The organism is Sphaerisporangium perillae (genome assembly GCF_023276435.1).
Lineage (GTDB): Bacteria > Actinomycetota > Actinomycetes > Streptosporangiales > Streptosporangiaceae > Sphaerisporangium > Sphaerisporangium perillae.
The window spans coordinates 60025-73232 of the sequence record NZ_JALLPO010000045.1 but is presented as its reverse complement, the minus strand read 5'-3'; the positions used below and the strand labels follow the sequence as shown (position 1 = coordinate 73232).

Here is a 13208-nt window from a genome sequence, read left to right as displayed (position 1 = left end):
CCCGGCCGATCCCCCCGCCCCCACACCCCCTCCCGCACCTGGCCCGGGTGCCACGCGGCGGGTGGCGCTGGGTGTCGGGGGCACCGCCGTACTACTGGCCGCGCTGGACGCCTACGTCGTGGTCACCGTCCTGATCGACATCGCCCAGGACGTCGGGGTGCCGCTCAACCACCTCGAGCGGGCCACTCCGGTGGTCACCGGGTTCCTGCTCGGCTACATCGCCGCCATGCCGCTGCTCGGCCAGCTCTCCGACCGGTACGGGCGCCGCCCGCTGATCCACGCCTGCCTGGCCGGGTTCGCGGCGGGCTCCGCGCTGACGGCGATCGCCGCCTCGATCCCCTTGCTCACGGCGGGCCGTACGATCCAGGGCATCGCGGGCGGCGCGCTGCTACCGATCACGATGGCCCTCGTGGGCGACCTGTGGGACGAGCACACCCGCCCGGTGGCCCTCGGAGCGGTGGGGGCGGCGCAGGAGCTGGGCAGCGTCCTCGGCCCGCTGTACGGCGCCGGGCTGGCCGCTCTCGTCGGATGGCGCGGCATCTTCTGGGTCAACATCCCCCTCGCACTGCTCGCCGCGATCGCCGTCCACCGGACGGTGCCGCCGCCGGCGCGCGGGCAGGGACCACGGGCGCGCATCGACGTGGTGGGCGGCCTGCTCCTGGCCCTGGCGCTGGGCCTGCTCGTGGCCGGCCTGTACAACCCCGAGCCGGACAAGGCGGTGCTGCCGTCGTGGGGCGTGCCCGCCATCGGCGCCGGGGTGGTGGCCGTCGCGGTGTTCGTGGTCTGGGAGCTACGCTCGCCGACGCGGCTGCTGGACATGAGCGGCGTACGCCGCGGCCCCTTCTCCGCCTCACTGGTCACGAGCTTCCTCGCCGGAGCCGCCCTGCTGGTCACCCTGGTGGACGTGCAGTTCACCGCCCAGACGCTGCTCGGGAAGGACACCGTCGGCGGAGCACTGGTGCTGTCGCGGTTCCTGGTCGCGCTGGCCGTGGCGGCGTTCCTCGGCGGCGTGCTGGCCCGCCGGTACGGCGAGCGGGCCGTGGCCGTCGGTGGGTTGCTGGTCGCCACTGCCGGCTACGTGCTCATCTCACGGTGGCCGGTGGCTCTGGCGACCGCCGAGTATCCTCTCGGTCTCCCCCGGGTCGACGTCGACCTGGTCATAGCGGGCCTCGGGCTGGGCGCGGTCATCGCGCCGATCTCTTCGGCGGTGCTGCGTGTCACTCCGGCCGGACGGCACGGAGTGGCCTCGGCCTCGGTCGTGGTCGCCCGCATGATGGGCATGCTGCTCGGCGTGGCCGCGCTGTCCGCCTGGGGGTTCCACCGCTTCCAGTCCCTGACCGCCCACCTGGACACGCCGCTGCCGTTCGGCGTGGAGCGCACCGAGTACGCCCGTCGCCTCGCGGAGTACACCGCCAAGGTCGGCGAGGCCCTGCACACGGAGTACACCGAGATCTTCCTGCTGACCGCCATCCTGTGCGGCATCGGCGCGATCGCGGCCCTAGCCCTACCCGGCCGAGCCCTCAGGCACCCGGCCATCGGCGCCGAACAACCACCACGGCACCAGACCGAAGAGGCTACGCCGCCTCAGTGAAGGCCTGGCCCTAGGCGGCGCTGCGAGGTACCTGCCCCGACCAGCCGGACCAAGGAATGCCTTCGCAGGTAAGAGCTAACCGTACGGACACCATCCACTCCCAAAGGAATCCATCAAAGAGATTTGATGTATTCTGCTGAGCGTGGTGTCCACAGGTCCAACGGCCCCGGCGTTCGTGCGCATGGCCGCCCACCCACTGCGGTGGCGGCTGCTGACCGAGCTGGCCGCAAGCGACTACCGGGTCCGTGAGCTTGTCGAACTGCTCGGCCAACCGCAGAACCTGATCTCCTACCACCTGCGGCTGCTGCGCGGAAGCGGGCTCGTCACCGCCCATCGGAGCAGCTTCGACGCCCGCGACAGCTACTACCACCTCGATCTGGAGCGCTGCGCGCACGCGCTGACCGCCGCCGGTGTCGCCCTGCACCCGGCGCTGCGCCTCGATCCCACCCCACCGCCTGCCACGACCGCCGAACCCTCGGCCCGGCCTAGCGTGCTGTTCGCGTGCACCGGCAACAGCGCCCGCTCACCCATCGCCGAGGCCCTGCTGCGCCGCCGCACCGGCGGCCACGTGGAGGTGACCAGCGCCGGCAGCCGCCCCAAACCGCGCATACATCCCAACGCCGTGCGGGTCCTTCGCGAGCACTACGGCATCGACATCGCCGACCAGCGGCCGCGGCATCTGGACACACTGGCCCGCCACCGTTTCGATCACCTGATCAGCCTGTGCGACAAGGTCCGCGAGGTCCGCCCCGAGTTCAGCGATCAGCCGCGGCTGATCCATTGGAGCATCCCCGACCCGGCTGCCGCCAACGACACCGACGCCGACGCCGACGCCGACGCCGACGCCGACGCCGACCAGGCAAGCTACCCCGCCTTCAGGCACATGGCGGCGGAGATCGACACCCGTATCCGCTACCTGCTGCCCATCCTTGCCCGCGCCACCAAACCGGAGGTCCACCCGTGACAGCACCCGACGAGCTCGCGAGCGTCCGCTACATCGTCGACGACGTGGCCGCCGCCGTCCACTTCTACACCACCCACCTCGGCTTCACCGTGCACACCAACCCCGCGCCCGCCTTCGCCGACGTGGTCCGCGGCCCGCTGCGGCTGCTGCTGTCCGGGCCGGCGAGCTCCGGCGCCCGGGCCACGCCCGAGGACTCCACCGCGCCAGGCCGCAACCGCATCCATCTCATCGTCAACGACCTCGACACCGAGATCGACCGGCTGCGCACCGCCGGGCTGTCCTTCCGCAGCGACGTCATCGCCGGCCCCGGCGGACGCCAGATCCTGCTCCCCGACCCGGCCGGCAACCTCATCGAACTGTTCGAACCCGCTCTACGCTGAGCTCCGGCATCGCCATACCCACCCCGCCGGCCCGGCGCCGAACAACCAACGTCCACCCGGGCCGAAGAGACACCCTTGAGCGAAAGTACGACCCCGCGCCGACCTGGAAGGTACGTGACCCAAGCCGGCGGGAGGTGCGTGGATCGGGGGTTACTTCTTCTTCTGGGCGCCGCGCTTTTCGCGGATTCTCATGGTCACTTCGACTGGGGAGCCGGCGAAGCCGAATTCCTCGCGGATGCGGCGTTCGATGAAGCGGCGGTAGGTCTCCTCCAGGAAGCCCGAGGTGAAGAGGACGAACTTGGGCGGCTCGACCGACGCCTGGGTGGCGAAGAGGATCTTGGGCTGCTTGCCGCTGCGGACCGGTGGCGGGGTGGCCGCGACGAGCTCGGACAGGAAGGTGTTGAGCCGGCCCGTCGACACGCGGGTGCCCCAGGACTCCAGGGCGCGCTCGATCGCGGGGACCAGCCGTTCGACGTGCCGTCCGGTCTTGGCGGAGATGTTGACGCGCAGCGCCCACGGGACGCGGACGAGCTGGCGGTCGATCTCCTTCTCCAGGTAGTAGCGGCGGTCCTCGTCGACGAGGTCCCACTTGTTGAACGCCACGACCATGCAGCGGCCCGACTCGATCACCATGCTGATGATGCGCAGATCCTGCTCGGTGAGCACGTCGGAGGCGTCGATGAGCACCACGGCGACCTCGGAGCGTTCGAGGGCGGCCTGGGTGCGCATGCCGGCGTAGAAGTCGGCGCCCTGCAGCTGCCGCTCGCGGCGGCGGATGCCGGCCGTGTCGACGAAGCGCCAGGTCTTGCCGCCCAGCTCGACCAGCTCGTCGACCGGGTCGCGGGTGGTGCCCGCCATCGGGTCGACCAGCACCCGCTCCTCGCCCGCGAGCTTGTTGAGCAGCGAGGACTTGCCGACGTTGGGCTTGCCGACCAGGGCGACCCTGCGGGGCCCGCGTTCGACGCCGAACCGCTGCGGCGGCGCGTCCGGCATGGCGTTCAGCAGGATGTCGAGCAGGTCACCGCTGGACCGGCCGTGCAGGGCCGACACCGGCTGCGGCTCGCCGAGGCCGAGTGACCACAGCGAGGTGGCCTCCAGCTCCATGCGCTGGTCGTCGACCTTGTTGGCGGCCAGCACGAGGGGCTTGCCCGAGCGCCGCAGCACCGCGGCCACGGTCTCGTCGGCGTCGGTGACCCCGACCGTGGCGTCCACCACGAACATGATCACATCGGCCAGCTCGACCGCGATCTGCGCCTGCTCGGCGATGCGCAGCGCCATGCCGGTGGCGTCGGGATCCCACCCGCCGGTGTCCACCAGCGTGAACCGGCGACCCCGCCAGGTGGCCTCGTAGGTCACCCGGTCGCGGGTCACGCCCGGCACGTCCTCCACGACCGCCTCACGGCGGCCGATGATGCGGTTGACCAGCGTGGACTTGCCCACGTTGGGGCGGCCCACGACGGCCACCACCGGAAGCGGGCCGGTGTCCGGCTCGGCCTCGGCGGGTGCGCCGTCTTCCTCGAATTCCGCGAGATGGCCCTCGATCCAGCGGCCCTCGTCGCCGTACTCCCCCGTCACGTCACGTCCCGTTTCCATCAATGCCCATCCTTCATCCAGCGGCTCGGCGGGGCTGTGGCCCACCGGCCCACAGGCCCGCGGGCCCCCGCGGCGTCACCGGGTCAGGGTGCGCTCATTCAAAGTCTCACTCGTCACCCGGAGCGGGTGCGCTTGTCGTGCGAAGTATCACCGGCACCCGGATCAGGTGCGCTCTTTCACCAGTCTCAGCACCTCGGAGATGACCTCTTCGAGGTTGAGCTCCGTGGTGTCCACCTCGACCGCGTCGGCCGCCATCACCAGCGGGTCGGCCTTCCGCGTCGAGTCCAGGGTGTCACGCCTGGCCATCTCGATCTGCTGCGCCTCCACCGTCGTGCCGGTCAGCTCGGCGGTGCGGCGCCGGGCGCGAGCCTCGGGGCTCGCGGTGAGGTAGATCTTCACCGGCGCGCCGGGCGCCACCACCGTGCCGATGTCACGCCCCTCGACCACGATGTCGCCGTCGCCGATGATGGCGCGCTGCTCGGCGACGAGCCGGCCGCGGACCTCGGGAACGGCGCTCACCGCGGAGACGGCGGAGGTGACCTCGCGGGTGCGGATCTCGGCGGAGACGTCGCGGCCGTCCACGGTGACGCTCGGAGCGTCGGGGTCGGTGGCGATGGCGAGCACCGGCTCGGCGGCGCGACCGGCGATGGCGGCCTGGTCGGCGACGTCGACGCCGCTCTCCAGCATCCACCACGTGATCGCGCGGTACATCGCCCCGGTGTCGAGATAGCGGAGCCCGAGCGCGCGCGCCACCCCGCGCGACGCACTCGACTTGCCCGACCCCGAAGGGCCGTCCATGGCGACGACCAGTGCGGTCACGGCATCTCCCTCTGCGTCCCCATTGAGTTGTCCGCAAAGAGGGTACCGGGAATCCTCCACCACCCGGGCATCGGCGGTCCTAGGGGACGTGCCATCCGTGCGAGCGAAGCGCCTTTGTGAGCGTCCCCGCGGCTTCGGGCTGGACCGACAACTCGGCGGCGCCAAGCAGCAGCCCCGGGGCGTGCTCCAAGCGGACGTCCTCGATGTTGACCCCGGCGTCCTTGGCCGCCTGGAACAGCCGGGCCAGCTCGCCGGGACGGTCGCCGACGAGCACCTGGACCACGGCGTACTCCCTCGGCGGGCCGCCGTGCTTGCCGGGGATGCGGCTCTGACCGGCGTTGCCGCGGCGCAGCAGCTCGGTGACCCGTTCGATGGCCGCGTCGTCGTCGACCGAAACGGCCCGCAGGGCCGCGGCGGCGGCCGCCAGGTCGGTGGCGACGGCCTCCAGGACCTCCGCGACGGGACGGGCGTTGCCGGACAGGATGACCGTCCACAGGCCCGGGTCGCCGCCGGCCACCCGGGTCACGTCCCGGACGCCCGGCCCGGCGAGGCCGAGCGCGGTGTCGGAGGCGCTCGCGAGGCGTGCCGCCATGGCCGACGCCGCGACGTGCGGGGCGTGGGAGACCAGGGCGACCGCCTCGTCGTGCGCCACCGGGTCGACCTCGACGGCGTTGCCCTGGCACAGCTCGATCAACGACCGCACCGCCTGGACGGCCTTCGGCGAGGTCTCGGGCCCGGGGCAGTAGGCCCAGGGACGGCCGACGAAGATGTCGGCGCGCGCGGCCGCCGGGCCGGACCGCTCGCGGCCCGCCAGCGGATGCCCGGCGACGTACACGCTCATGTCGCAGCCGAGCCGGGCGGCCTGCTCGATGGGCAGCGCCTTGACGCTGGCCACGTCGGTGTAGAACCGGGCGGCCTCGGTCTTCTGCAGGTCGAGCAGCCACTCGGCGACGAACTGGGGCGGCACCGCGATCACCGCGAGGTCGACGCGCTCGCCGCCGGGCTCCCAGTCGTCGCCCGCTCCGAGCTCGCGCGCCAGCCGCACGGCCCCGGCGTTCTGGTCGGCCAGCTTGACCGTCACCCCGCGCTCCCGCAGGGCGAGAGCGACCGACGTGCCGATCAGGCCGGTGCCGACGACCAGGACGCTGTCGATGCCGCGCGGCTGATCGCTCACTGGGCGATGTCCACTCTCAGGGCGACCGCGCCACGCAGGTAGACGTGCTGGATCTCCTGTCGCGGGCGGTCGGTGGCGATGTGGGCCATCAGCCGCACCACGCGGGGCAGCGCGCCGGGCACGTCGATCTCGCTGGCGCAGATCAGCGGCACGTCGTGGAAGCCGAGCTTCCGGGCGGCGAGCGCGGGGAACTCCGCGGTGAGGTCGGGCGTGCTCGTGAAGATCACGCTGATCACCTCGTCGGTGGTCAGCCGATTACGCTCCATGACCTTGGAGACCAACTCGGTCACCCCGGCGAGGATCGCCTCCCGATCGTTGGAGTCGATCTGGGTGGCCCCCCGGATGGCCCGCACCATGTCGTTCCCTTCTCGCACTGCCGCCCGGTCGTGCTGTGCTTTCGGACAGGTTACATTCCCACGACGGCGTACAGGTCGCCGACCTCCTTCAACGTGAGCGAGCGCATCGTGCCCGGCTTGAGCCGCCCGAGCTTCACCGGCCCGAACTCGATGCGGGCGAGGTCGATCACGTTGTGACCCTCCTGCTCCAGCATCCGCCGGACGACGTGCTTGCGGCCCTCGTGGAGCACGATCTCGACCAGCGCCTGCTGGCCGTGCTCCTGGACGATCTTGAAGTCGTCGGCCTTGACCAGGCCGTCCTCCAGCTCGACGCCCTTCTTCAGGCGGCGCGGCAGGTCGCGCGGGATCGGCCCCGGCACCTTGGCCCAGTACTTCTTCTGCACGCCGAAGCTCGGGTGCGTCAGCCGGTGGGCCAGCTCGCCGTCGTTGGTGAGGATGATCAGGCCCTCGGTCTCGGTGTCGAGCCGTCCGACGTGGAACAGCCGCTCGGTACGTTCGGCCACGTAGTCCGACAGCGACGGGCGCCCCTCTGGGTCGGACATCGTGCTGACGACGCCGATCGGCTTGTTGATCGCGAAGTAGACCAGGTCGGGAGCGGTCGGGATGCGCTTGCCGTCGACGTGGATGATCTGCTTGGCGGGGTCGACGCGGGCGCCGAACCTGCGGACGACCTGGCCGTCCACGGTCACCCGTCCCTCGCCGATCATCTCCTCGCAGGTGCGGCGGGCCGCGACGCCCGCCTGCGCGAGCACCTTCTGCAGGCGGACGCCGTCGGGCACCTCGGTGGTGTCCCGCTCGTCGGTGTAGCCGGCGGGGAAGTGCTCGGGGTCGCGCAGCGGCTGGCGCGCGGTCTTGAACGCTGCGGCGCCCCGCTCGGGGCGGGCGGCCGGGCCTCGCCCGGCCGGCGCGCCGCCACGGGGCGGCTTGCCACGGCCCGCGGGCGTGCCGTCGCGCGTCGCCTTGCCCCGGCCGGCGGCGGACCCGCCACGGCCGAACCGGTCCTGCGGCCGGCCCTGCTCGGGGCGGCCGTACCGGCCACGGGAGCCACCGCCCAGGTCTCCGATGGTCTGCACCTCGTCACGCCGGTCGTCGCGCCCGTAGCCGCCACGGGAGCCGCTCCTCGGGTCGTCCGCGGGCCGGCCGCCGCGCACCGGGCGGTCGCGTCCGGTCTCGTCCCTGCCGTACGGCTCGCGCGAGCCGGTCCGGCCGGCGCGGAAGCCGCCCCGGTCGTCGTCACGGAAGGACGGGCGGCGCTCGCCGCCGTAAGAGCCTCCGCGGTCGCCGCGGGCGTAGGAGCCCCCGCGGTCGTCTCGGGTGGAGGAGCCGCCGCGGTCGTCGCGGGCCGGCCCTCGCCGGTCGCCGCCGTAGGAGCCTCGGTCCCCCCGGTCATCGCGGTAGGAGCCGCCACGGCGGTCGTCGCCGTGCTGGCCGCGGCGGTCGGCGTACGAGCCGCCGCGATCGCCACGCGCCGGGGCGCGCCGGTCGTCGCCGAAGGAGCCACGGGCCGGAGCCCGGCGGTCGTCGCCGTACGATCCGCGGGCTGGAGCCCGGCGGTCGTCACCGTAGGATCCGCGCGCCGGAGCCCGGCGGTCATCGCCGAAGGAGCCTCGGTCGTCGCGGGCCGGGGCGCGCCGGTCGTCGCCGGCCGGAGCGCGCCGGTCGTTGCCATAGGAGCCGCGGTCGTCGCCGGGCCGGCCGTACCGCGCGCGGGAAGGACCCTGCGCGGGGCCGGAGTCCCGGTATCCGCCGCGGAAGCCCTCGCGGGCGCGGGAATCGTCGCGCGGGCGCTGGTCGCGGTCGTCGCTTCTGCCCCGGCCGCCGTCGGCGCCACCGCGCCGTCCCTCCGGGAAGATCCCGTCGCGGCGCTCGCCGCCTCGGAACCCTCCGCCGGAGCCGCCCTGGGCGCCTCCTCTGGAGCCGCCCCGCGGGCCGCCGGAACCGCCTCGGAACCCGGCACCTCCTCGGGAGCCGGAGGCACCGCCCGGGGCGCCGCCGCGCCCTCGACCGCGTCCATCACCGGACGGGGTACTACGCCTGTTGATCACTTCTGTTGCTCCTCTAGGGTTTCCACATCGTCGGGGAGGAATGGGGCGAGCGCGGGAAGCTCATCGAGACTCCGCAGCCCCAGCCTCTCCAGGAAATACGAACTTGTGCGGTAAAGCACCGCCTGGCTGTCCGGGTCGGTGCCGGCCTCCTCGACCAGCCCTCGCGCCGCCAGCGTGCGCATGACGCCGTCACTGTTGACGCCCCGGACGGCGGCAACTCTGGCCCTGCTCACCGGCTGGCGGTAGGCCACGACCGCGAGCGTCTCCAGAGCGGCCTGCGTCAGCCGGGCCTGCTGCCCGTCACGGACGAAACGCTCCACCACGGCCGCGCAGTCGGCCCGCGTGTAGAAACGCCAGCCGCCCGCGACCTCTCGCAGGTCAAAACCCCGCCCCGCGGCCGTGTATTCCGCCGCCAGGGCCCGCAGCGCCTCGGCGACCTCTCGCGAGGGGCGCTCGAGCACCTGCGCCAGGGTCACCTCGGCGACCGGTTCGTCCACCACCAGCAGGATCGCCTCCAGAGCCGCCCGCAGGCCGGGCTCGGACGCCGGGATCTCCCCCGTGCCCTCCGCCGCCTCCGGACTCGGCTCGGAGATCCCTCCCGTGGCCGCGAGGCCCGGCGCGGAGATCTCCTGGGCCTCCTGTGCCCGCGGGCCCGGCTCAGGGCCGTGCTCCGCGTCCTCAGGACTCATCGGATGCATCTTCGCTCTCCCGGCCTCCGGCGCCCGGTCGGCCTTGCCGGTCGTCATGGATGTCGTCGCCCTCCCGGCTCTGGTCGCCCGGAGGGCCTTCGTCGTAGTCGTCGGCCACCGCGACGTCTCCGTCGTCGGCGCCGGTCCAGGTCACGTGCAGATCGCCGAGCGGTTCTATCTGCTCGAAGGAGACCGCGGCCTCCCGGAAGAGCTCCAGGACGGCGAGGAAGCGTGCGATGACCTCGAAGGTGCCCGCACAGTCTGCGGTCAGGGCCCGGAACGTGGCCGTGCGCATGCGCCGGAGCCGTCGGACAAGGATAGCCGCTTGCTCGCGGACGTTGGCGACGGGTTGGTAGATGTGGGCGGTGGAGACCGACGGCGGCAGCTTGGGCGTGAAGGCCCTGGCGGCGATCTTCGCCAGGCGTTCGGGGCCGATGCCGAGCACCAGCTCGGGCAGCAGGCCGGCGAACTGCGGCTCCATCGGGACCACGCGGGGGAAACGCAGCGCCTCCTCGGCCATCTTGCCCGCGAAGACCTTCGCCACCTCCTTGTAGGCGCGATATTGCAGGAGCCGGGCGAACAGCAGGTCGCGGGCCTCCAGCAGCGCGAGGTCCTCCTCGTCCTCGACCTCGCCGGTGGGCAGGAGCCGCGCCGCCTTCAGATCGAGCAGCGTGGCCGCGACGAGCAGGAAGTGGCTGGCCAGGTCGAGGTCCCACTCGGGCCCGCGCGAGCGGATATGGGCGATGAACTCGTCGGTCACCTGGTGCAGGGACACCTCGGTGATGTCGAGCTTGTGCTTGGAGATCAGCGCGAGCAGCAGGTCGAACGGGCCCTCGAAGACCTCCAGGTGCACCTGGAAGGCGTCAGGCCTGGCCTGGGCGGTCTCGGGCTCTGGGGTCACCGCCCTATTGTCCCGCACGGCGGCCGTCACCGGGCGGGGGCACGCTCACCCGGACCCGGACATCGCCCGCGTGAAGCCGGCGGCGGGGCGCGCCGGTGAGCGCCGGCCCGCCGTGATCGGCGGTCAGCCGCCCTGCGACCAGCGGGCGAGGACCTCGCGGGCCAGCTCGCGGTAGGCGGTGGCGCCCATGGAGGCCGAGTCGAACTGGGTGATCGGCTCGCCGGCGAGGGTGGCGTCGGGGAACCGGACGGTGCGGTTGATCACCGTGTGGAAGACCTTGTCGCCGAACCCCTGCATGATCGTCTGGAGCACCTCCCGCGCGTGGAGGGTGCGCGGGTCGTACATGGTGGCCAGGATGCCGTCGATCTCGAGGTTCTTGTTGAGGCGCTCCTGGACCTTGGTGATCGACTCCATGAGCAGGGCGACGCCGCGCAGCGCGAAGAACTCGCACTCGAGCGGGACCATGACGCTGTGGGCGCAGGTCAGCGCGTTGACCGCCAGCAGGCCGAGCGACGGCTGGCAGTCGATGAGGCAGATGTCGTAGTGCGGGAGCAACGGCTCGAGTGAACGCCCGAGGGCGTACTCCCTGGCGACCTCGTTGACGAGCCGGATCTCCGCGCCGGACAGGAAGATGTTGCTGGGCAGGAGATCCATGTTCTCGACGCTGGTGCTGAGCAGGACATCCTCGGCCGTGACGTCGGGCTCTTCCATGATCAGGTCGTAGACCGTCGCCTCGAGCGGGCGCGGGTCGATGCCCAGGCCGACGGAGAGGGCGCCCTGCGGGTCGAAGTCGACGAGCAGCACCTTCTGGCCGCACTCGGCGAGCGAGGCGCCGAGGTTGATCGTCGTGGTGGTCTTGCCGACGCCGCCCTTCTGGTTGACCATCGCCACGACCCGCGCGGGACCGTGCGTGGTGGGTGGCACCGGATCAGGGAAGACGGGACGCGGCCGCCCGGTGGGACCGAGAATCCCTTCGTTCCTGGTGTCGCCCCAGGCACCATCGGGGGTACCGGGAACCTCCCGGATAGAAGCGTCTGTGGTCGCAGTCACCAGTTGAACCTCCCTGACGGCCCCGAACCGGACCGTCCGGACGGACACTATGGGGTGGGCACGTATGCGGCAAGGCGACGCGCCCGAGAGCTATGAAGTTGGGCGTTCAGCCCGGTAATGAGCCGCCGCATATGCCTCACGGAGCCTGTCGACACCTACCAGCGTGTAGACCTGGGTGGTCGCCACCGAGGCATGGCCGAGCAGTTCCTTGACAACCCTAACGTCCGCTCCTCCGTCGAGGAGGTGAGTTGCGAACGAATGGCGCAACATATGCGGGGAAACCCCGGCCAGGCCGGCCCGCTCGGCGGCCGACCGCAGGACCTCCCAGGCCCCCTGGCGGGTGAGCCGCCCGCCCCTGGCGTTGAGGAACAGGGCCGCGGTGCCGCGCCCTTGCGCCCAGATGACGGGACGGGCCCGGGTGAGGTACGCGCGCACGGCCTCGCCTGCGAACCTGCCGAGGGGGACCACCCGGGTGCGCCCGCCCTTGCCGCGCAGCCGTACCCGCCCCGCCTCGACGTCGTCCACGGTCAGCCCCACGGCCTCGGAGATCCGCGCGCCCGTGCCGTACAGCACCTCCAGCAGCGCCCGGTTGCGGTGGGTGAGCGGCGCGTCCTTGGGGCCGGCCGCGGCGATGAGCCGCTCGACCTCGGCCACGCCCATGGCCTTCGGCAGGCTGCGTGACCTGCTCGGCGGATGCACCCCGTGCGCCGGGTCGTGCGCCGCGAGCCCTTCGCGCTGCGCGAACCGATGGAACCCGCGTACGGCGGACACGGCCCTGGCGGCCGAGCTGGCCACCAGGGCGGGATGGCGCTCGTCGCCCTCGCGCAGCGCCGCCAGGAACGCCACGACGTCCGCCTCCGTCACCTCGGCCAGGGACCGGCGCCCGCGCGGCCGCAGGTGGTCGAGGTAGCGCCTGAGGTCACGCCGGTAGGAGGCGAGCGTGTTGGCCGCGAGCCCTCGTTCCACCGTGAGATGGGCGAGGTAGGCGGCGAACACGGCCTCGGCGTCGGCGTAGGGGCTCAGGACGGAAACCTCCTGTCAGGCCTCCTCGGCGTCGGCGGGACGCAGAGCGGCGAAGCCGTCCGACAAAGCGGCGTACGCGGCGAGAATACCCGCGACGGCCGGTGCATTGTGGATCATTCCGGTCAGCGCTTTCTGTGCCGCTTCTGCCAGAGGCACCCACACGACCGGCATGTCCACTTCCTCGTGCCGGCGCACGAACGTGTTCTCGCTCTCGGGGATCTCCGACACGTCCCGGGCGAGGAAGATGCGGATGCGCTCGTCGGTCATGCCCGGAGAGGTGTAGATGTCGAGCAGGGTGTGCCAGGTCTTCGCCCGGTAGGACGCCTCCTCGGCCAGCTCGCGGGCCGCGCACTCGACCAGCGGCTCGTCCTTCACGTCGCGGATCCCCGCTGGCAGCTCCCAGAGCAGCCTGCGCACCGGGTGGCGGTACTGCCGCAGCAGCAGCACCCGGTCGTCCTCGTCGAGCGCGACGACGGCGACCGAGCCGGGGTGGACGACGTAGTCGCGGTCGGCGACCTCGTCCCCGGGCATGCGGACGGTCTCGGTGCGCACGGAGATCACCCGGGCGTCGAACCGCGTGCGGGAGTCGACGACCTGCCAGGACGCCGGCACGTCGCGGACGT

Annotated in this window: 13 protein-coding genes; 3 read left to right on the top strand and 10 right to left on the bottom strand. The window is 72.3% G+C overall.

The annotated features are described in order from the left end of the window. The first annotated feature begins 61 nt into the window (after positions 1-61). The 3 genes from MYF83_RS34465 (at position 62) to MYF83_RS34450 (ending at position 2935) form a co-directional block, all read left to right on the top strand. Positions 62-1591 carry an MFS transporter gene (locus MYF83_RS34465; RefSeq protein WP_248964945.1) on the top strand — a complete coding sequence of 510 codons (1530 nt, stop codon included), beginning with the start codon at positions 62-64 and terminating at the stop codon, positions 1589-1591. Positions 1592-1736: 145 nt separating this feature from the next. Next, positions 1737-2555, top strand: coding sequence for an arsenate reductase/protein-tyrosine-phosphatase family protein (locus MYF83_RS34455; protein WP_308201553.1), 819 nt, complete (start codon positions 1737-1739; stop codon positions 2553-2555). Beyond that, positions 2552-2935 carry a VOC family protein gene (locus MYF83_RS34450; protein WP_248964936.1) on the top strand — a complete coding sequence of 128 codons (384 nt, stop codon included), beginning with the start codon at positions 2552-2554 and terminating at the stop codon, positions 2933-2935. The genes MYF83_RS34455 and MYF83_RS34450 overlap by 4 nt, the downstream gene beginning before the upstream one ends. 150 nt (positions 2936-3085) lie before the next feature. Here MYF83_RS34450 and der read toward each other — a convergent pair whose 3' ends face one another. The 10 genes from der to MYF83_RS34400 form a co-directional block, all read right to left on the bottom strand. Continuing rightward, positions 3086-4528, bottom strand: a complete 1443-nt coding sequence (der, locus tag MYF83_RS34445) for a ribosome biogenesis GTPase Der (RefSeq protein ID WP_248964935.1) — start codon at positions 4526-4528, stop codon at positions 3086-3088. A 162-nt stretch (positions 4529-4690) separates the two neighbouring features. Then, on the bottom strand, positions 4691-5326 hold the full coding sequence (gene cmk / locus MYF83_RS34440; RefSeq protein WP_248964943.1) for a (d)CMP kinase: 636 nt from the start codon (positions 5324-5326) through the stop codon (positions 4691-4693). A 100-nt stretch (positions 5327-5426) separates the two neighbouring features. Beyond that, a complete protein-coding gene (locus MYF83_RS34435) occupies positions 5427-6521 on the bottom strand; it encodes a prephenate dehydrogenase (RefSeq protein WP_248964934.1) in 1095 nt (364 codons plus the stop codon). Continuing rightward, positions 6518-6877: a chorismate mutase gene (aroH, locus tag MYF83_RS34430; RefSeq protein WP_248964933.1), complete on the bottom strand. Its 360-nt coding sequence runs from the start codon at positions 6875-6877 to the stop codon at positions 6518-6520. Before aroH ends, MYF83_RS34435 begins: the two co-directional genes overlap by 4 nt. Positions 6878-6927: 50 nt before the next feature. Next, positions 6928-8922: a pseudouridine synthase gene (locus MYF83_RS44020; protein WP_248964932.1), complete on the bottom strand. Its 1995-nt coding sequence runs from the start codon at positions 8920-8922 to the stop codon at positions 6928-6930. Further along, complete coding sequence (gene scpB / locus MYF83_RS34420) at positions 8919-9611, bottom strand: SMC-Scp complex subunit ScpB (protein WP_248964931.1); 693 nt, start codon at positions 9609-9611, stop codon at positions 8919-8921. Before scpB ends, MYF83_RS44020 begins: the two co-directional genes overlap by 4 nt. Continuing rightward, on the bottom strand, positions 9601-10512 hold the full coding sequence (locus MYF83_RS34415) for a segregation and condensation protein A (protein WP_248964930.1): 912 nt from the start codon (positions 10510-10512) through the stop codon (positions 9601-9603). The genes scpB and MYF83_RS34415 overlap by 11 nt, the downstream gene beginning before the upstream one ends. 123 nt (positions 10513-10635) lie before the next feature. Continuing rightward, positions 10636-11562, bottom strand: a complete 927-nt coding sequence (locus tag MYF83_RS34410) for a ParA family protein (protein WP_372500327.1) — start codon at positions 11560-11562, stop codon at positions 10636-10638. 90 nt (positions 11563-11652) lie between these two features. Next, positions 11653-12585, bottom strand: coding sequence for a site-specific tyrosine recombinase XerD (locus tag MYF83_RS34405; protein WP_279340466.1), 933 nt, complete (start codon positions 12583-12585; stop codon positions 11653-11655). Between the two features lie 15 nt (positions 12586-12600). Next, a complete protein-coding gene (locus MYF83_RS34400) occupies positions 12601-13197 on the bottom strand; it encodes an NUDIX domain-containing protein (protein WP_248964941.1) in 597 nt (198 codons plus the stop codon). Between the last annotated feature and the right edge of the window lie 11 nt (positions 13198-13208).